Consider the following 18,075-nt stretch of genomic DNA (forward strand, 5'->3'; position numbering starts at 1 on the left):
CTCCACGTAAGCGAGAATGGGCCCATGAGTCTCTTCCGGGACGACGGCATCGTCCTGCGGACGCAGAAGCTCGGTGAAGCCGACCGCATCATCACCCTGCTCACGCGCGGGCATGGGCGTGTGCGGGCCGTGGCCCGTGGAGTACGGCGTACGAAGTCGAAGTTCGGGGCGCGGCTCGAACCGTTCTCCCATGTGGACGTGCAGTTCTTCGCGCGCGGGAGCGAGTTGGTGGGGCGCGGGCTGCCACTGTGCACGCAGAGCGAGACGATCGCTCCGTACGGCGGCGGGATCGTCGCCGACTACGCCCGCTACACCGCCGGGACGGCCATGCTGGAGACGGCGGAACGGTTCACGGACCACGAGGGCGAACCGGCCGTGCAGCAGTACCTGCTGCTCGTCGGCGGGCTGCGGACACTGGCCCGAGGCGAACACGAGCCGCGTCTCGTCCTCGACGCCTTTCTGCTGCGCTCCCTCGCCGTGAACGGGTACGCACCCAGTTTCAGCGACTGCGCGAAGTGCGGGATGGCCGGACCGAACCGGTTCTTCTCGGTCTCCGCGGGAGGTTCCGTCTGCGTGGACTGCCGGGTGCCCGGCAGCGTCGTACCCTCGGCGCAGGCCCTCGAACTGCTCGGTGCGCTGCTGACGGGGGACTGGGCGACGGCCGACGCGTGCGAGTCGCGGTACGTCCGGGAGGGCAGTGGGCTGGTGTCGGCCTATCTGCACTGGCATCTGGAGCGTGGGCTGCGGTCGCTGCGTTACGTCGAGAAGTAGCCACGTAGAACCACTACAGAAGTACGAGAACTAGGAGACGAGAAGCACATGGTGGTACGCGGGATCCTGGGGCGCCAGCGCCGCGAGTACAAGACGCCGGAGCCGCATCCGTCCGGCGCCCGCGCACCGAAGCTTCCCGGTGAGCTGATCCCGAACCATGTGGCGGTCGTCATGGACGGGAACGGGCGGTGGGCCAAGCAGCGGGGGCTGCCGCGGACCGAGGGGCACCGGGTCGGTGAGGGCGTCGTTCTGGACGTTCTCAGGGGCTGCATCGAGATGGGGATCAAGAACCTCTCCCTGTACGCCTTCTCGACCGAGAACTGGAAGCGGTCGCCGGACGAGGTCCGCTTCCTGATGAACTTCAACCGGGATGTCATCCGGCGCCGGCGGGACGAGATGGACGAGATGGGGATCCGGATCCGCTGGGTCGGGCGGATGCCCAAGCTGTGGAAGTCCGTCGTTCAGGAGCTTCAGGTCGCGCAGGAGCAGACGAAGCGGAACGATGCGATGACGTTGTACTTCTGCGTCAACTATGGCGGACGGGCTGAACTCGCTGACGCGGCGAAGGCGTTGGCCGCGGACGTTGCCGCCGGGAAGCTTGATCCGGAGAAGGTCACCGAGAAGACCGTGCAGAAGTATCTGTACTACCCGGACATGCCGGATGTCGATCTCTTTCTTCGGCCCAGCGGGGAGCAGCGCATCTCCAACTACCTGATCTGGCAGTCGAGTTACGCCGAGATGGTCTTCCAGGATGTGCTGTGGCCGGACTTCGATCGGCGGGATCTCTGGCGGGCGTGCGTCGAGTACGCCCAGCGGGACCGCCGCTTCGGCGGGGCGGTCCCTAATGAGCAGTTGCTGGCGATGGAGGCCGCGATGAAGGGGCGTCCCGAAGGGGGTTGATCGCCCCCGCCGCCCCTACCCGTCCCATCCCTGGGGCTGCGCCCCAGACCCCCCGCAAGGGGTGGGGGGTGACAGGCCGTGTCGCGGCTTGGGAGCCTCGGGGCGTTGCGGCTCCTGGGGTGCGCCCTTCAGGGGCGCGGGGCTGTATCGATTTGCGGCTCCGCCGCGCGGGCGCGACAAGCCACGACGGATCCGCGCCCGACGACGAACACTCCCGTTCAACTGCCGGAGGCAACCCGCGCCGCCGCGCACTCCGCGCAAGTCCCGAAGATCTCTACCGTGTGTGCCACGTTCACGTACCCGTGCTCCGTGGCGATCGCTTCCGCCCACTTCTCTACTGCCGGGCCCTCGACCTCCACAGCCTTGCCGCACATACGGCAGACCAGGTGGTGGTGGTGTTCGCCCGTCGAGCAGCGGCGGTATACCGACTCGCCGTCCGACGTGCGCAGGACGTCTACCTCGCCCGCGTCGGCCAGGGACTGGAGTGTGCGGTACACCGTGGTGAGACCTACGGAGTCGCCCTTGTGCTTGAGCATGTCGTGGAGTTCCTGCGCGCTGCGGAACTCCTCGACCTCGTCCAGTGCCGCGGCCACGGCAGCGCGCTGCCGGGTCGAACGGCCCCGTACGGGCGGTCCAGCGGTCGTCACCGTTGCCTCCTTCTATCTGCGGGTCGCCGGGCCATTGTGCCAGCCCGGTCTTTGCGCAGTCAGACGCCGACCTTTCCCGAGGAGTCCCGGGTGGCCGGAATCGGGCACTCCGCGGGGTCTCCGGCGGACTGTGCCATGGCCCGGGCCCGGCGCCGGTTCAGCGGCGTGGCCAGTGCGGTCAGGGCGATGAACGCCCCGATGGTCAGCAGGACGATGGTCGCGCCGGGGGGCACGTCCTGATAGTACGAGGTGACCGTGCCGCCGATCGTCACGCTGATCCCGATCGCCACGGCGATCGCGAAGGTGGCCGCGAAACTGCGGCTGAGCTGCTGCGCGGCCGCGACCGGCACCACCATCAGGGCGGAGACCAGAAGCAGGCCGACGACCCGCATCGCGACCGTCACCGTGACGGCCGCCGTCACCGCCGTCAACAGATTGAGCGCGCGGACCGGCAGGCCCGTAACCCGCGCGAACTCCTCGTCCTGGCTCACCGCGAACAGCTGCCGGCGCAGTCCCAGAGTGACAAGGACCACGAAAGCCGCCAGCAGGCAGATCGCCGTGACGTCGCTCTCGCTCACCGTCGACAGCGAGCCGAAGAGATACGAGGTCAGGTTGGCGTTGGAGCCGCCCGGCGCGAGGTTGATGAACATCACGCCGCCCGCCATACCGCCGTAGAAGAGCATGGCGAGCGCGATGTCGCCGCGCGTTCTGCCGTACCAGCGGATGAGTTCCATGAGGACCGCGCCCACCACGGACACCAGCGTCGCCATCCAGATCGGGGACCAGGACAGCAGGAAGCCGAGGCCCACGCCCGTCATCGCGACATGGCCGATTCCGTCGCCCATCAGGGCCTGGCGGCGCTGTACGAGATAGATGCCGACGGCGGGCGCGGTGATGCCGACGAGCACGGCGGCGAGCAGGGCCCGCTGCATGAAGGCGTAATCGAGGATGTCCATGGCCGGTCCTTCAGCTTCCTCAGCTCAGCAGGCCCGAACGGACCGGTTCGGCGCCGTGCGCCGCGTGCGGGTGTACGTGGTCGTGGCCGGGCAGGGCATGCTGGCCGACCGCGGGCGGGGGCGGACCGTCGTGCGCCACACAGCCGTCCCGCAGGACGACCGCGCGCTTGATCAACGGCTCCAGCGGGCCCAGCTCGTGCAGTACGAGGAGTACGGACGCGCCCTGGCCGACCTGTTCGCGCAGGGTCTCGGCGAGCATCTCCTGGCTGGCGTGATCGACGCCCGCCATCGGCTCGTCCATGATCAGCAGGTCGGGCTGGGAGGCGAGAGCACGGGCGATGAGTACGCGCTGATGCTGGCCGCCCGACAACGCGTCGACGGAGTGCTTGGCGTGGTCCGCCATGCCGACCAGTTCGAGGGCCTGGTGGACGGCCTCGCGGTCCGCCTTGCGCAGGAAACCGAAGCGGGTCCGGGACAGCCGCCCCGACGACACGACCTCGGTCACCGTCGCGGGCACCCCGCCCGCGGCCGTCGTGCGCTGCGGTACGTACCCCACACGCGCCCAGTCGCTGAAACGGCGCCGCGGTGTGCCGAACAGCTCGATCTCGCCCCGGGTGACCGGGACTTGACCGATGACCGTGCGGACGGCCGTGGACTTACCGGAGCCGTTGGCGCCGAGCAGTGCGACGACCTCGCCGTGGTGCACGGTGAGGTCGATGCCGCGCAGGACGGGGCGCGAGCCGAGTTCGGCCGTCACTCCGCGCAGGGAGATGACGGGTTCCCCGGGCCGGTCAGCCTTCATGGCTCGCGCCTTCCGTTCGCTGCTTCATATCGCGTGCACTCCCGCGTGCACTGAACGCGATCACTTCTGGCCGAGGGCCTTCTCCAGCGCCGTCAGGTTCGCCTGCATGACCTGGAAGTAGTCGTCGCCCTTGGACTTGTCGGTGATGCCCTCGAGAGGGTCGAGTACATCAGTCTTGAGACCGGCGTCCGCGGCCAGGGTCTTCGCGGTCTTGTCGGATACCAGTGTCTCGTAGAAGACGGTGGTGACGCCGTCCGCCTTCGCCTCCTCCTGGAGTTCCTTGACCCGCGCCGCGCTGGGCTCGCTGTCGGGCTCCAGTCCTGAGATGGCCTCCATGGTCAGGCCGTAGCGCTGGGCGAGGTAGCCGAAGGCCGCGTGGTTGGTGAAGAAGACCTTCGTCTTGGTGTTCTTGAGGCCGCCCTCGAACTCCGTGTTGAGGTCGTCCAGCTTCTTCACGAGGTCCGCGGTGTTCTTCTTGTAGTCCGCCGCGTTGTCCGGGTCCTGCTTCTCGAGGGCCTTGCCGACGCCCTCGGCGATCTCGGCGTACTTCACCGGGTCCAGCCAGACGTGCGGATCGAGGGCGTGCCCCTCTTCCTCGCCCGCGTGCTCCTCCTCGCCGGCGTGCTCCTCTTCGCCGGCGTGTTCTTCTTCGCCTTCGCCGTGCCCGTGGCTGTCCTCGGTGCCGAGGTCCTCGAGCTTCGTCAGCGTGGCCGCGTCGACCTTCGTCTTGACCTCGGACTGCCCCACCGCCTCGTCGACGGAGGGCTGCAGACCCTTCAGATAGAGAATCGCGTCCGCTTCCTGGAGCTTCGCGGTCTGCTGGGCGCTGATCTCCAGGTCGTGCGGCTCCTGGCCGGGCTCCGTCAGGGAGGTCACACTGACGTGGTCCCCGCCGATCTGCTCCGCGAGGAACTGCATCGGATAGAACGACGCCACGACGTCGAGCTTGCCGCCTTCGCCCTCACCCTCCGCGGCGTTGGAGTCGGAGGAGCAGCCGGACAGGGTGCCGATCGCGAGGGCGGTGGCCGCCAGTGCCGCGGTCCCGGCGGTGTTTATTCGAGAGCGGGCAAGGCGTCGTCGTACGTTCATGACACCCATTTTCAGTGAAAGTGGAAACGATTGTCAACAAGCGCCTGGTAAGAGGCCGGTAAGGCCGGAAAACCCCTGCTCGGGCCCTGCTCACGCCCTGCTCAGGTCCTCTGGCCGTCCGTGACTCCGAACCGATTTGATCCGGGGGGCGGGACCGCCGGTAATCTGAAGCATTCGCTCCTGAAGCAATCGCTCCTCAAGCAATGCTTCTCCCGCCCGTCTCCCGACCACCACCCCTCATCGAGGCGCTACGCGCCGCACCTGTCCGTAATCGTCGTAATGAAGAGAGCACCGTGGCCGCCGACAAGATCGACACCATCGTCAGCCTGAGCAAGCGCCGTGGCTTCGTCTACCCGTGCAGTGAGATCTACGGCGGCCAGCGCGCCGCCTGGGACTACGGGCCGCTGGGTGTCGAGCTCAAGGAGAACCTCAAGCGCCAGTGGTGGCGCTACATGGTGACGTCGCGCGAGGACGTCGTGGGTATCGACTCCTCGGTGATCCTGGCGACCGAGGTCTGGGTGGCCTCCGGTCACGTCGCGACCTTCACCGACCCGCTCACCGAGTGCACCTCCTGTCACAAGCGGTTCCGCGCGGACCACCTGGAGGAGGCGTACGAGGCCAAGCACGGCCGCGCGCCCGAGAACGGCCTCGCCGACGTCAACTGCCCGCACTGCGGCAACAAGGGCCAGTTCACCGAGCCCAAGCAGTTCTCCGGCCTGCTCTCCACGCACCTCGGCCCCACCCAGGACAGCGGCTCCGTCGCCTACCTGCGGCCCGAGACCGCGCAGGGCATCTTCACCAACTTCGCCCAGGTGCAGCAGACTTCGCGCCGCAAGCCGCCGTTCGGCATCGCGCAGATGGGCAAGTCCTTCCGGAACGAGATCACTCCGGGCAACTTCATCTTCCGTACGCGCGAGTTCGAGCAGATGGAGATGGAGTTCTTCGTCAAGCCGGGCGAGGACGAGAAGTGGCAGGAGTACTGGATGGAGCAGCGCTGGAACTGGTACACGGGCCTGGGTCTGCGCGAGGAGAACATGCGGTGGTACGAGCACCCGCAGGAGAAGCTCTCCCACTACTCGAAGCGCACGGCGGACATCGAGTACCGCTTCCAGTTCGGCGGCAACGAGTGGGGTGAGCTGGAGGGTGTCGCGAACCGGACCGACTTCGACCTCTCCGCGCACTCGAAGGCTTCCGGGCAGGATCTCTCGTACTTCGACCAGGAGGCGAGCGAGCGCTGGACTCCGTACGTCATCGAGCCCGCGGCCGGTGTCGGCCGCGCGATGCTGGCCTTCCTCCTCGACGCCTACATCGAGGACGAGGCGCCCAACGCCAAGGGCAAGATGGAGAAGCGGACCGTGCTGCGGCTGGACCACCGCCTCGCTCCGGTGAAGGTCGCGGTGCTGCCGCTTTCGCGTAACCCGGAGCTTTCCCCTAAGGCCAAGGGGCTGGCTTCTGCGCTGCGGCAGAACTGGAACATCGAGTTCGATGACGCCGGCGCCATCGGCCGCCGCTACCGGCGGCAGGATGAGATCGGTACGCCGTTCTGCGTGACGGTGGACTTCGACACGCTCGACGACAATGCGGTGACTGTGCGGGAGCGGGACTCGATGAAGCAGGAGCGGGTGTCTCTCGACCAGATCGAGGGGTACCTCGCCAGCCGGCTGGTCGGCTGCTAGGGGGGCGCCCCCCTAGCAGCCGACCCCCCTGGGGCGGCTTCGCCCCAGAACCCCACCATGGGCGCTGCCCCTGGACCCCGCTGGGGCTGCCGCCCCAGACCCCGCATCGGCCTGAACGGCCTCGTCCTCAAACGCCGGACGGGCTGGTTGTGCCTGGGGCGGTCTGCAGAGTGCGAGTGGGCGGGTGTCGGGGTGGGTGGGTGACGGTTTGGCGGCCTCGCCTTGAGCGCCGGACGAGCTGAAAATCAGCCCGTCCGGCGTTTGAGGAGCGGGGGTCGAGGGCTGGCCCCCGAAGGGGTCCGGTGCGGAGCCCCGAGCGGGTGCAGGGGTGCAACCCATGGCCGGGGTCCGGTGCGGAGCCCCGAGCGGGTGCAGGGGTGCAACCCATGGCCGGGGTCCGGTGCGGAGCCCGTGGGGGGTCAGGGGCGCAGCCCCGAGGGGGGGGTTCTGGGGCGCAGCCCCGAGGGGGGTTCTGGGGGCGTAGTCCCCAGCGGGGGTCCAGGGGGCGGAGCCCCTGGCTTCGGGAAGGGGCGGGCTTGGGGAAATGAACCCTCTGCAGCAACCCCGCCGCGGCCCCGTAGAAATGCCCCGGTTCTGTCACGTCCGTAACGGACGTAACGAACCGGGGCTTTCGCAATCCGCGGGGCAAATCGCTCCGAAGAGAGGGCATGCGCGGCCCGCAGGGGGTGGGCCGCCGGACCTCTCACGGGGGCATCAATGCGTAAGCAGGCAATCATCGCCGTCGCGGCCATGGCACTGGCCATCGGAACCGTCGGCTGCGGCGCGGGGAGTGACGGGGAGCAGGGGGCGGCCCCGGGGGCGGCGTCCCCTGCCGCGATAGAGGCCAAGGGCGGGGCGGGGTCGCTGCCCGCGGGCTCCGGTGGGCGGCTCAGCGCCATCGGGCTCACCGACAACCAGCGACTCGTCAAGTTCCGCGTCGACCAGCCGAACCGCACCCTCCCGCTCGGCAAGGTGAACGGCCTCAAGGGCGACAGCAAGCTCATCGGCATCGACTACCGCGTACAGAACGGCAAGCTGTACGGCGTCGGCGACCGCGGCGGCATCTACACGATCCGCGAGATCGGCGCCAAGGCCACCAAGGTCTCGCAGCTGAGCGTCGCCCTGCAGGGCAACTCCTTCGGCGTCGACTTCAACCCGGCCGCGAACCGGCTGCGGGTCATCAGCGACACCGGCCAGAACCTCCGCCACAACATCGACGACCCGGCCGGCGCCCCGCCAGCCGGCACCACCGCGGTCGACGGCACGCTCACCAACCCGCCGGTCCCGCCCGCCACGACGGGCGCCACGGCGCAGGGGGTGACGGGAGCCGCGTACACGAACAACGATCTCGCCGCGAACACCGCCACCACCCTCTTCGACCTCGACACGGCCCTCGACCAGGTCTCCATCCAGTCCCCGGCCAACGCGGGCAACCTCGCGCCCACCGGCAAACTCGGCGTGGACGCCGGCCCGAGTGCGGGCTTCGACATCTACACCTCGACCCGTTCCGGCTCGAACACCGCGTACGCCGTCCTGCGCGTCGACGGCAAGCAGCGGCTGTACCGGGCGGACCTGCTGAACGGCTCGGTGGCTCGTACGGGGACCTTCGACGGCGGCCGGGCGGTCGTGGACCTGGCGCTGCCTCTCCGGCAGGGCTGAGCCGTGCCTGGATAGCAATCGCTGACACATGACAGCTGACGGATAACAGATATTGAAATCTGTCAGTTGTCATGTCAGGGTGGGTGGTGGATGTACGACACCCCATCCGGCGGGGCCTTCCGTCCCCGCCGGGACCCCAAGGAGCTCGTATGCAAACCCGCCCTCTCGGAACGACCGGCCCTCAGGTCTCCGCGCTCGGCCTCGGCTGCATGGGCATGTCGGCGTTGTACGGCGAGGCCGACCGCGCCGAGTCCATCGCGACCGTCCATGCCGCCCTCGAAGCGGGCGTGACCCTGCTCGACACCGGCGACTTCTACGGCATGGGCCACAACGAGATGCTGATCGGCGAGGCGCTCAGGACCGCGCCCGCCTCGCGGCGCGAACAGGCGCTCACCAGCGTGAAGTTCGGGGCGTTGCGCGACCCGGACGGCGGCTGGGTCGGTTACGACGGCCGGCCGGCCGCGGTCAAGAACTTCGCCGCGTACTCGCTTCAGCGCCTCGGCGTCGAGCACATCGACGTCTACCGCATCGCCCGCCTCGACCCGGACGTACCGATCGAGGAGACGGTCGGCGCGATCGCGGAACTGGTCGAGAAGGGGTACGTCCGGCACATCGGCCTCAGCGAGGTCGGCGCCGAGACGATCCGCCGGGCCGCCGCGACCGCGCCGATCGCGGACCTGCAGATCGAGTACTCGCTCATCTCGCGCGGCATCGAGGACAAGGTGCTGCCGGTCACCCGTGAGCTGGGGATCGGCGTCACGGCGTACGGCGTGCTCTCCCGTGGGCTGATCTCCGGGCACTTCACCGCGGACCGGCAGCTGGCGCCGAACGACTTCCGCGCGTTCTCGCCCCGTTTCCAGGGCGAGAACCTCCAGCACAACCTGGGTCTCGTCGAGGCGTTGCGGAAGATCGCCGAGCAGAAGGGTGTCTCGGTCGCGCAGATCGCCATCGCCTGGGTGCTGTCCCGCGGCGAGGACATCGTGCCGTTGATCGGCGCCCGGCGCCGGGACCGGCTGACCGAGGCGCTCGGCGCGCTGGACGTCACCCTCGACGCCGCCGACCTCGCCGCGATCGAGGACGCGGTGCCGGCCGACGCCGTCGCGGGCGAGCGCTACCCCGAGCAGCAGATGGCACACCTCGACAGCGAACGCTGACCCCGCCGCCAGGTACGGTCATCGACATGGCGACCACCGGGACTCTGACCGCCGAGCGCATCCTCGAAGCGACCGAGGAGGTGCTGCGCCGCCATGGCCCGGCCAAGGCCACCGTGGTGGACGTGGCCCGTGCGCTGGGCGTCAGCCATGGCAGCGTCTACCGGCACTTCCGTACGAAGGCGGCGCTGCGGGAGGCGGTGACGATGCGATGGCTGGACCGTACGACGGAAGCCCTGTCCGGCATCGTCGCCGAGGGCGAACGGGACCCGGAGGCCCGGGTGCGCGACTGGCTCGGGGCCCTCTTCGCCGCCAAGCGCCGCAAGGCGGGAGACGATCCCGAGCTGTTCGCCACGTACAGCGTGCTGGCCCACGAGAACGGCGAGGCGGTCGGCCGGCATCTCGACGACCTGACCGGCCAGCTGACGGAGATCGTCCGGGCCGGTGTCGACGCCGGTGTCTTCACCACCGCCGACCCGGCGGCCACCGCCCGCGCCCTCTTCCAGGCCACGGGCCGCTTCCACGACCCGGTCTACGCCCCGGAATGGGAACGGCCGGGGATCGACGCGGAGTTCGAGGCGGTCATGGACCTGGTGCTACGAGGCCTGCGCGCCTGAGATCCATCAGCAGCCCCCGGGCCTTACCAGGGCCCCCGGGCCTCACCATGACGGCATGATCGCCTCCGGGTAGCGGGATCCCGCCGCGCCCCGCGGCAGGATCTCCTGGACGCGGGCCAAGTCCTGCGGTGTGAGCGTGACCTGCGCCGCCGCGACGTTCTCGGCGAGGCGCCGCGGGCTGCGGGTGCCGGGGATGGGCACGATGTCGTCGGCTTGGGCGAGCAGCCAGGCCAGCGCCAACTGCGTGACCGTGATGCCCTTCGCGTCGGCCAGTGCGGTCAGCTCGCGGATGGCGGCCAGGTTCTTCTCGTAGTTGCCGGGCTGCCAGCGGTCGTCCCAGCTGCGCATGTCGTCCGCCGGGTATTCGGCGGCGGGCCTCACCTCGCCGGTGAGGAAGCCGCGGCCCAGCGGTGAGTACGGTACGAAGCCGATGCCCAACTCGCGTACCACGGGCAGTACTTCGGCCTCGACGGCCCGCTCGAACACCGAGTACTCGGTCTGCAGCACGGACACCGGGTGGACGGCGTGGGCGCGCCGCAGGATGTCCGGGCCGGCCTCGCTGAGTCCGAGATACCGCACCTTGCCTTCGGCGATCAGTTCGCCGACGGTGCCCGCCACGTCCTCGATGGGTACGTCCGGGTCGACCCGGTGCTGGTAGAGGACGTCGATGTACTCCGTGCCGAGGTGGCGCAGGCTGTTCTCGGTGACCTCGCGGATGTGGTCGGGGCGGCTGTTCAGCGTCATGCCCGCGCCGGTCTGCGGGGCGCTCATGTCGAAGCCGAACTTGGTGGCGATGACCACGTCGTCGCGGAAGTCCTTCACGGCCCGGCCGAGCAACTGCTCGTTGCTGCCGGTGCCCATGCCGTACAGCTCGGCGGTGTCGAAGAGGGTGACGCCGAGCTCGTACGCCCTGCGGATGGTGGCGATGCCGCCGGGCTCGTCACCGGCGCCGTACGCCATGGTCATGCCCATCGTGCCGAGACCGATCGCCCCGGCCTCAAGGCCCTGCGTGCCGAGCTTGCGGGTCGGCAACTTCCGGCTCTGGTCTGTGCCCTGCTGGTCTGTGTCCTGCTGTGTCATGCCGTCGACGCTACGAGCGCGGGCACCCAGCGGTCATGGGGCAAGGACCGCATAGGATTGCCTGATCCTCTCAGGATGCCCGCTCGGGACCCCACTCAGGACCCGCTACTCAGGGAGCGCTTCATGCTGGACGAGCTCGCGTCGGCCATCGCCCGGCACGGCGACGACTGGTGGTCCGACTCCGCGGTGCCACGCCTCCGGCTGGTGCGGCTGGACGAGCCCATCACCCCCATCGACCTGCTGTACGAGCCCATGATCTGCTTCATCGTCGACGGCTCCAAGAGCAGTGTCGCGGGCGAGAGGAGCTGGACGACCGGGAGCGGGGAGATGCTCTTCAACTCGCTCGTGCTGCCGGTCACCTCTACGTTCGAGCGGCTGCCGTACCGCTCGGCGGTGCTGCGCCTCGACGGCACGATGCTCGCCGACCTCCTGCTGGAACTGGACGGAACGGACCCCGTCACGCCCACCGGTCCGGAGCCCGAGCCCGGCGGGCAGATCACCGCACCGATGACCCCCGAGATCGTCGACGCGGTCACCCGATGGGTACGGCTGCTCGACACTCCGGAGGACATCCGCCCCCTGGCGAACCGTATCGAGGGCGAGATCCTCTACCGCCTGCTCGGCAGTCCCCTCGGCCCGACCCTGCGTCACTTCACGCTGGGGGACACCGCCGCCGCCCGGGTCCGCACGGCGGCCAGGTGGATCTGCGAGCACTACACCGAGCCGCTCAGCATCGAGAAGATCGCGGCAGTGGCCCATATGAGCCCCGCCACTCTGCACCGCCACTTCAAGTCCGCGACCGGCATGAGCCCGTTGCGCTTCCAGAAGCATCTGCGGCTTCAGGAGGCCCGCCGCCGTCTCCTCGCCGGCGACACCACGGCTGCCGTGGTCGCCGAAGGGGTCGGCTATATGAGCGCGACGCAGTTCAACCGCGAGTACCGACGGGCGTACGGACTGCCGCCGGCCCAGGACGCGGCCCGGCTGCGGAGCCAGCTGGTGGGCACCGGGCGGGCACGGTAGGGACCGGCTCCGCTATCCCTCCGACGGATCCACCGTCGCCTGATGCGCCTCCGCCAGGTGTTCCTCCGCCTTCAGCCACGGCAGGAACTGGGCGCCCTTCCGCCAGCCGCACGTATCGCATCTGATCGTGCGCTGCACGCCAGAGCGTTGAACCCGTACGACGTGCTCGCGGCCGTGCTGGTCCCAGCGGCTCACCTTGCTTGTGTTGATCTGCAGCATGACGAACTCCTCTTGTGGGGTGGCTCGCAGAGCGAGTGTGCAGCAAGACCAACATCAACAGGGGGTACTTATGAGGAGAGTTGGCACACGAACGGCGTCGAGGCCAGGGGCTCTAGCTGATCTTGCGCGGTAGACGCAGACTCAGCAGGATCGTCAGGACGATGCCCGCCAACTGCACCAACAGCGTGGTGACCAGGGCATCTCGCATGCCCATGCTCGGGACCAGGCCGAGGAAGAGGGTGCCGAGGGAGGCGACGCCCAGGGCGAGGGCCGACTGCTGGACCGTGATCATCACGCCGCTGCCGACTCCGGCCCGGGCGGGCGGGACCTCGGAGAGGATCACACGGAAAAGGATGGGGAGTTGGAGGGCCTGGCCCGCGCCCGCCACGGCCGCGCCCGGCAGCAGTTCCACCACGCCGAGGTCCGGCCAGGAGCGCCAGGCGGCGAGGGCGATGAGCGCCACGCCGAGACCCTGGATCAGTCCGCCGACGGTCACGATGCGGGTTCCGTATCGGGTGACGAGCCGCGGGCCCCAGAGCGAGACGACGAGGAACACCACCGCCATGGGCGCCAGCGCGAGTCCGGCCGGGACCGGGCCGAGCCCGGCACCCTGCTGCAGCGCCACCGCGATCACGAACATGAAGCCGCTGAAGCCGATCGAGAACGGCACCACCATGGCCAGGCCCCGGCGCAGCGACGCCAGCGCGAACAGGCTCGGCGGCACCAGGGGCGTACGGCCCTGACGGTCCTCCCGGCGCTCGACGAGATAGAACGCCGTCGCCGCGAAGGGGAACGCCGCCAGTGCCAGCCAGGTCCACAGCGGCCAGCCCGCCGCCCGGCCCTCGGTCAGCGGCGCCAGCAGGGTCAGCAGGGAGACGGCCAGCAGCAGTGTGCCGGGGACGTCCACCGGCTCGGGGTGCTGCGACCGGGTCTCGGGAACGGTGCGTGCGGCCAGGACCAGGCCGAGCAGGACGACCGGGACGTTCACGAGAAATACCGAACGCCATTCCGTGCCCGCGATGTTCGCGGCGACCAGGACGCCGCCGAGGATCTGGCCCGCGACCATGGAGAGCCCGGCGGTCGCTCCGTACAGGCTCATGGCCTTGGCGCGGCGCGGTCCTTGAGTCGCCGACTGGATGGTGGCGAGGACCTGCGGCAGCATCGCCGCGGCTGCCGCGCCCTGTGCGACGCGTGCCGCGACCAGGGTCCAGGCGGTGGGCGCCAGGCCGCAGGCCAGCGAGGTCAGCCCGAAAGCGGCCATACCGGCGAGGAAGAGTCGACGCCGGCCGAACATGTCGCCGAGCCGTCCGCCGAGGACGAGGAGCACGGCGTACGAGACTCCGTATCCGGCGACGACGAGCTCCAGGACCGCCTCGCCGGCGGACAGGTCGCGGCCGATCGTCGGCAGGGCGACGTTGACGATGAAGAAGTCGATGAGGGGGAGCGCCGCGCCGAGGAGCACGGTGAAGAGTCCGAGTCCGCCGAGTACGGGCGGGGCGGCGGGGGAGCGGGCGGCACTGCGGTCGAGAGTCGTCGTTTCAGTCACGTCCCTCAGCTTTGGCCGACTCTCAGCCTGGTACCAGAGTCTTCTTATCCTGGTAGCAGCAGTACCTGGCAACAGGCTTGGCGTGGCGGCAGGCTGGAGGCATGACGAGCATGGCCCAGGAGACGGCTGCACGGAAGACGGCGGTACGGGACGCCGTGCCGCCCGGCGCCCAGCAGGCCGACGAGGCTCGCGGGGCGAAGGAGTCGGAGATCCGGCGGCATGAACTCGCCGCCTTCTTGCGCCATCGCCGCGAGCACGTCACCCCCGAGCAGGTGGGCCTGCCGCGAGGCCGCCGACGGCGCACCCCGGGCCTGCGCCGCGAGGAGGTCGCGCAGCTCTCCGCGGTCGGCGTCACCTGGTACACGTGGCTCGAGCAGGCCAGGGACATCCAGGTCTCCGTCCAGGTCCTCGACGCCCTCGCCCGCACGCTGATGCTCGACGGGAGCGAGCGTGCGCACCTGTTCAACCTGGCGGGGGCCGTCGACCCCGCACCCGGCGCGCACTGCGCGTCGGTCACCGATGCCCAGCGGGCCCTCCTGCGACAGCTGGATCCGATCCCGGCCTCCATCCAGAACAGCCGGTACGACATCCTCGCCCACAACCGCACGTACGGGCTGCTGTTCTGCGACCTCGACGCCATCCCGCCGGAGGACCGCAACTGCATGCTCCTGTGCTTCACGAACGAGGACTGGCAGTCGTCGCTCGTGCGGCTGGAGGAGACCATGCGGGTCATGGCGGCCAAGTTCCGCGCCTCGATGGCCGGTCATCTCGCCGAGCCCGCCTGGAAGATGCTGCTCAGCCGGCTGCGTACCGAGTCGCCGGAATTCCGGAGGATCTGGGAGCGGCACGAGGTCGTGACGTCGAGCAGCAAACGCAAGCAGTTCACCAACGCCCACGTCGGCCTGCTCACCGTGGACAGCACCGACCTGTGGCTGGGCCCGCACAACGGCCCCCGCATGCTGACATTCGCCCCGGTCGACACCGAGTCCCGCGAACGCCTGGAGAAGCTGCACGCGATCGCCCTCGAGCGGGGCTGAGAGCCTCAGGCCAGTACGTCCGCCTGTTCCTTGACCTCCGCCGACTCCAGCCGTTCCGCGGTGCGTTCGGCGGTTCGGCGGGCCCAGCGGCCGCTCGTCAGGGCGCCGACGAGCAGGACCGCGAGGCCGCAGGCCGCGATGATCCACCAGCCGGGGCGGGCGGCTGAGACGTAGACCTCGCGGTACGGGAGCGAGCCCAGGCCCGAGGCGAGTACGGCGCCGACCACGGCCACGCCCAGGGTCTGGCCGATCTGGCGGCTGGTGGAGGCGACCGCGGCGGCGACACCGGCCTGGGCGCGGGGCATGCCGGAGACGGCGGTGTTGGTGATGGGGGCGTTGACGAAGCCGAAGCCGAGGCCGAAGAGGACGTAGCCGATGACGAGCGTGACGTTCGAGGTCTCGGCCTCGAAGGCGGCGAAGAGCACCCCGCTCGCGGTCATCGCGACCCCGGCGACCAGGAGCGAGAGGCGAGGGCCGCGGCTGCCGATCAGGCGGCCGGACAGCGGGGCGGACACGAAGGTCAAGGCGGCCATGGGGAGCATCCACAGGCCCGCGCTCAGGGCGGTGAGCCCGCGTACGTTCTGCAGATAGAGCGTCGAGAGGAAGAGGAAGCCGCCGAGTGCCGCGAACGCGCTGATCGCCACGACCGTGGCCCCGCTGAACGGCGCCGACCGGAAGAAGCGCAGGTCGATGAGGGGTTCGGCACGGCGTGGCTCGTACCACAGGAGGCTCAGCAGGGCGGCCAGGGCCAGGGCGCCGAAGGCGATGACTGTGGGGGCGCTCGCGTGGGGGGCCTCGATGATCGCGTACGTCAGGGAGCCGAGCAGCGCGATCACCAGGAGCTGGCCGACCGGGTCGGGGCGACGGGCCTTCGGGGCGCGGGACTCGGGGACGTACCGGAGGGTGAGCAGGAGCGCTGCCAGGCCCACCGGGAGGTTGATCCAGAAGATCGAGCGCCAGCCGACCGAGTCCACGAGAACGCCGCCGATCAGAGGGCCGGCCGCCATCGATATGCCGACGACACCGCCCCACACCCCGATGGCGCGGGCGCGCTCGCGCGGCTCCGTGAACGTGTTGGTGATGATCGACATCGCGACCGGGTTGAGCATCGAACCGCCCACCGCCTGCACCATCCGGAAGGCGATGAGCGATTCGAGGTTCGGCGCGAGGGAACACAGCACCGAGCCGACTGTGAAGACGACCAGGCCCGCCATGAAGACCCGCTTGCGGCCGATACGGTCTGCCGTCGAGCCCGCGAGCATCAGCAGCGAGGCGAGTACCAGCGTGTACGCGTCGATCGTCCACTGGAGTCCGGCCGTACTCGCGTGCAGTTCGCGCTGCATCGAGGGCAGCGCGACGTTCAGCACGGTGTTGTCGAGGCTCACGATCAGCAGGCTCATACAGCAGATCGCGAGGACGAGCATGCGTCGGCGGTGGCTGAGCTCGGGCATTCCATCAGGGTACGCCGATATCGGTAGTGCGCCTAACTAACGACCTCGGTCGGTCGCCGAAAGGCCGTGGCTCGTGCCCGTCGGCGTACGGGACAATGGGGCCATGCCCACGCCCACACCTCTCGTGAACGCCCCGCTGTCGATCGGCCCGCACCCGGTGCGGCCGCCCGTCGTCCTCGCCCCCATGGCCGGGATCACGAACGCGCCGTTCCGCACGCTGTGCAGGGAGTTCAGCGGCGGCAAGGGTCTGTTCGTCAGCGAGATGATCACGACGCGGGCGCTGGTCGAGCGCAACGAGAAGACCATGCAGCTGATCCACTTCGACGCCTCGGAGACGCCGCGCTCGATCCAGCTGTACGGAGTCGACCCGGCGACCGTCGGCAAGGCCGTCCGCATGATCGCGGAGGAGGACCTCGCCGACCACATCGACCTCAACTTCGGCTGCCCCGTACCGAAGGTGACGCGCAAGGGCGGCGGCTCGGCCCTCCCGTACAAGCGCCACCTGCTGCGCGCGATCCTGCGCGAGGCGGTGAGCGGCGCCGGGGACCTGCCGGTCACGATGAAGATGCGCAAGGGCATCGACGACGACCACATCACGTACCTGGACGCGGGCCGGATCGCGGTCGAGGAGGGCGTGACGGCGATCGCCCTCCACGGCAGGACGGCCGCGCAGCACTACGGCGGCACGGCGGACTGGGAGGCGATCGCCCGCCTCAAGGAGCACGTGCCGGAGATTCCCGTCCTCGGCAACGGCGACATCTGGTCGGCGGACGACGCGCTGCGGATGGTGCGGGTGACGGGTTGCGACGGGGTGGTCGTGGGGCGCGGTTGCCTGGGCCGCCCGTGGCTGTTCGCGGACCTGGTGGCCGCCTTCGAGGGTCGTACGGGCGACTACGCGCGACCGACCCTCCGCGAGGTGGCCGACGTCATGGTCCGCCATGCGACCCTGCTCGGGGAGTGGATCGAACAAGGAGGGGCGGCCCGAAGGGCCACCGTTGAGGGTGGTGGTGGGAGACGGGCGGGCGAGGCGCGCGGAGTCATCGACTTCCGCAAGCACGTGGCCTGGTACCTGAAGGGTTTCGCGGTCGGCTCGGAGATGCGTAAGCGCCTGGCGATCACGTCGTCACTGGCCGAACTTCGTTCCGGGCTCGACGAGTTGGACCTCGACCAGCCGTGGCCGACGGGCGCGGACGGGCCACGCGGACGTACGTCCGGCAACAACAGGGTTGTCCTGCCGGACGGTTGGCTGAAGGACCCGTACGACTGTGCCGGGATCGGCGAGGACGCGGAGTTGGACACGTCCGGGGGTTGAGTGTTCGCTGCGGGTGCAGCGGCCCAAGTGGTCGAGTGAGCGCCGCCGCTGTGAACAGCGGCGGCGCCCAAGCCCGAGCCGCGTCCTCCCCTCGCCATGGACGCGGACCGAACGGTCCCGAATGTTCACGCCGGGGGCGGGG

The 18,075-nt window shown here is 69.6% G+C and carries 17 protein-coding genes; 9 read left to right on the forward strand and 8 right to left on the reverse strand.

What is annotated here, in order from left to right; genetic code table 11:
* Positions 1-24 precede the first annotated feature (24 nt).
* Both recO and OHT21_RS31785 read left to right on the forward strand, forming a co-directional pair.
* Positions 25-771 carry a DNA repair protein RecO gene (gene recO / locus OHT21_RS31780; RefSeq protein WP_328771706.1) on the forward strand — a complete coding sequence of 249 codons (747 nt, stop codon included), beginning with the start codon at positions 25-27 and terminating at the stop codon, positions 769-771.
* 48 nt (positions 772-819) lie between these two features.
* The gene (locus OHT21_RS31785) at positions 820-1,671 is read left to right on the forward strand and encodes an isoprenyl transferase (protein ID WP_328771707.1); all 852 of its coding nucleotides are present in this window, start codon (positions 820-822) and stop codon (positions 1,669-1,671) included.
* Between the two features lie 218 nt (positions 1,672-1,889).
* Here OHT21_RS31785 and OHT21_RS31790 read toward each other — a convergent pair whose 3' ends face one another.
* The 4 genes from OHT21_RS31790 to OHT21_RS31805 are packed head-to-tail and all read right to left on the reverse strand — an operon-like array spanning position 1,890 to position 5,165.
* Positions 1,890-2,318 carry a Fur family transcriptional regulator gene (locus tag OHT21_RS31790; protein WP_328771708.1) on the reverse strand — a complete coding sequence of 143 codons (429 nt, stop codon included), beginning with the start codon at positions 2,316-2,318 and terminating at the stop codon, positions 1,890-1,892.
* 59 nt (positions 2,319-2,377) lie between these two features.
* Positions 2,378-3,274, reverse strand: coding sequence for a metal ABC transporter permease (locus OHT21_RS31795; RefSeq protein ID WP_328771709.1), 897 nt, complete (start codon positions 3,272-3,274; stop codon positions 2,378-2,380).
* 19 nt (positions 3,275-3,293) lie between these two features.
* Positions 3,294-4,076 carry a metal ABC transporter ATP-binding protein gene (locus OHT21_RS31800; RefSeq protein WP_328771710.1) on the reverse strand — a complete coding sequence of 261 codons (783 nt, stop codon included), beginning with the start codon at positions 4,074-4,076 and terminating at the stop codon, positions 3,294-3,296.
* A 60-nt stretch (positions 4,077-4,136) separates the two neighbouring features.
* Positions 4,137-5,165: a metal ABC transporter solute-binding protein, Zn/Mn family gene (locus tag OHT21_RS31805; RefSeq protein WP_328771711.1), complete on the reverse strand. Its 1,029-nt coding sequence runs from the start codon at positions 5,163-5,165 to the stop codon at positions 4,137-4,139.
* Positions 5,166-5,458: 293 nt separating this feature from the next.
* Between OHT21_RS31805 and OHT21_RS31810 the strand changes: the two genes are divergently transcribed.
* The 4 genes from OHT21_RS31810 (at position 5,459) to OHT21_RS31825 (ending at position 10,268) form a co-directional block, all read left to right on the forward strand.
* A complete protein-coding gene (locus tag OHT21_RS31810; RefSeq protein WP_328771712.1) occupies positions 5,459-6,841 on the forward strand; it encodes a glycine--tRNA ligase in 1,383 nt (460 codons plus the stop codon).
* A gap of 717 nt (positions 6,842-7,558) precedes the next feature.
* On the forward strand, positions 7,559-8,500 hold the full coding sequence (locus OHT21_RS31815) for a DUF4394 domain-containing protein (RefSeq protein WP_328771714.1): 942 nt from the start codon (positions 7,559-7,561) through the stop codon (positions 8,498-8,500).
* Between the two features lie 149 nt (positions 8,501-8,649).
* A complete protein-coding gene (locus tag OHT21_RS31820; RefSeq protein ID WP_328771715.1) occupies positions 8,650-9,654 on the forward strand; it encodes an aldo/keto reductase in 1,005 nt (334 codons plus the stop codon).
* Positions 9,655-9,680: 26 nt separating this feature from the next.
* Positions 9,681-10,268: a TetR family transcriptional regulator gene (locus OHT21_RS31825; protein WP_328771716.1), complete on the forward strand. Its 588-nt coding sequence runs from the start codon at positions 9,681-9,683 to the stop codon at positions 10,266-10,268.
* Between the two features lie 42 nt (positions 10,269-10,310).
* Here the strand turns inward: OHT21_RS31825 and OHT21_RS31830 are convergent, their stop codons facing one another.
* Positions 10,311-11,348, reverse strand: a complete 1,038-nt coding sequence (locus OHT21_RS31830) for an aldo/keto reductase (protein ID WP_328771717.1) — start codon at positions 11,346-11,348, stop codon at positions 10,311-10,313.
* A 123-nt stretch (positions 11,349-11,471) separates the two neighbouring features.
* On the opposite strand from OHT21_RS31830, the gene OHT21_RS31835 reads away from it, so the two are divergent.
* The gene (locus tag OHT21_RS31835) at positions 11,472-12,368 is read left to right on the forward strand and encodes an AraC family transcriptional regulator (protein WP_328771718.1); all 897 of its coding nucleotides are present in this window, start codon (positions 11,472-11,474) and stop codon (positions 12,366-12,368) included.
* A 12-nt stretch (positions 12,369-12,380) separates the two neighbouring features.
* Here the strand turns inward: OHT21_RS31835 and OHT21_RS31840 are convergent, their stop codons facing one another.
* Entirely contained in the window at positions 12,381-12,587 is a 207-nt protein-coding gene (locus tag OHT21_RS31840) for a hypothetical protein (protein ID WP_165343914.1), read from the reverse strand.
* Between the two features lie 112 nt (positions 12,588-12,699).
* A complete protein-coding gene (locus OHT21_RS31845) occupies positions 12,700-14,133 on the reverse strand; it encodes an MFS transporter (protein WP_328771719.1) in 1,434 nt (477 codons plus the stop codon).
* 101 nt (positions 14,134-14,234) lie between these two features.
* Between OHT21_RS31845 and OHT21_RS31850 the strand changes: the two genes are divergently transcribed.
* On the forward strand, positions 14,235-15,170 hold the full coding sequence (locus tag OHT21_RS31850) for a helix-turn-helix transcriptional regulator (protein WP_328771720.1): 936 nt from the start codon (positions 14,235-14,237) through the stop codon (positions 15,168-15,170).
* Between the two features lie 5 nt (positions 15,171-15,175).
* Here the strand turns inward: OHT21_RS31850 and OHT21_RS31855 are convergent, their stop codons facing one another.
* Positions 15,176-16,621, reverse strand: a complete 1,446-nt coding sequence (locus OHT21_RS31855) for an MFS transporter (protein ID WP_328771721.1) — start codon at positions 16,619-16,621, stop codon at positions 15,176-15,178.
* Between the two features lie 103 nt (positions 16,622-16,724).
* On the opposite strand from OHT21_RS31855, the gene dusB reads away from it, so the two are divergent.
* The gene (dusB, locus tag OHT21_RS31860) at positions 16,725-17,933 is read left to right on the forward strand and encodes a tRNA dihydrouridine synthase DusB (RefSeq protein ID WP_328771722.1); all 1,209 of its coding nucleotides are present in this window, start codon (positions 16,725-16,727) and stop codon (positions 17,931-17,933) included.
* Positions 17,934-18,075: the final 142 nt, after the last annotated feature.

This window comes from Streptomyces sp. NBC_00286 (assembly GCF_036173125.1).
Lineage (GTDB): Bacteria > Actinomycetota > Actinomycetes > Streptomycetales > Streptomycetaceae > Streptomyces.

What these genes read in the sequence shown, in the direction of transcription:
- recO (WP_328771706.1), top strand. Translation starts at nt 25, where the DNA reads ATGAGTCTCTTCCGGGACGACGGCATCGTCCTGCGGACGCAGAAGCTC.
- OHT21_RS31825 (WP_328771716.1), top strand. Translation starts at nt 9,681, where the DNA reads ATGGCGACCACCGGGACTCTGACCGCCGAGCGCATCCTCGAAGCGACC.
- OHT21_RS31840 (WP_165343914.1), bottom strand. Translation starts at nt 12,587, where the DNA reads ATGCTGCAGATCAACACAAGCAAGGTGAGCCGCTGGGACCAGCACGGC.
- OHT21_RS31805 (WP_328771711.1), bottom strand. Translation starts at nt 5,165, where the DNA reads ATGAACGTACGACGACGCCTTGCCCGCTCTCGAATAAACACCGCCGGG.
- OHT21_RS31820 (WP_328771715.1), top strand. Translation starts at nt 8,650, where the DNA reads ATGCAAACCCGCCCTCTCGGAACGACCGGCCCTCAGGTCTCCGCGCTC.
- OHT21_RS31835 (WP_328771718.1), top strand. Translation starts at nt 11,472, where the DNA reads ATGCTGGACGAGCTCGCGTCGGCCATCGCCCGGCACGGCGACGACTGG.
- dusB (WP_328771722.1), top strand. Translation starts at nt 16,725, where the DNA reads ATGCCCACGCCCACACCTCTCGTGAACGCCCCGCTGTCGATCGGCCCG.
- OHT21_RS31855 (WP_328771721.1), bottom strand. Translation starts at nt 16,621, where the DNA reads ATGCCCGAGCTCAGCCACCGCCGACGCATGCTCGTCCTCGCGATCTGC.
- OHT21_RS31785 (WP_328771707.1), top strand. Translation starts at nt 820, where the DNA reads ATGGTGGTACGCGGGATCCTGGGGCGCCAGCGCCGCGAGTACAAGACG.
- OHT21_RS31850 (WP_328771720.1), top strand. Translation starts at nt 14,235, where the DNA reads ATGACGAGCATGGCCCAGGAGACGGCTGCACGGAAGACGGCGGTACGG.
- OHT21_RS31800 (WP_328771710.1), bottom strand. Translation starts at nt 4,076, where the DNA reads ATGAAGGCTGACCGGCCCGGGGAACCCGTCATCTCCCTGCGCGGAGTG.
- OHT21_RS31830 (WP_328771717.1), bottom strand. Translation starts at nt 11,348, where the DNA reads ATGACACAGCAGGACACAGACCAGCAGGGCACAGACCAGAGCCGGAAG.
- OHT21_RS31815 (WP_328771714.1), top strand. Translation starts at nt 7,559, where the DNA reads ATGCGTAAGCAGGCAATCATCGCCGTCGCGGCCATGGCACTGGCCATC.
- OHT21_RS31795 (WP_328771709.1), bottom strand. Translation starts at nt 3,274, where the DNA reads ATGGACATCCTCGATTACGCCTTCATGCAGCGGGCCCTGCTCGCCGCC.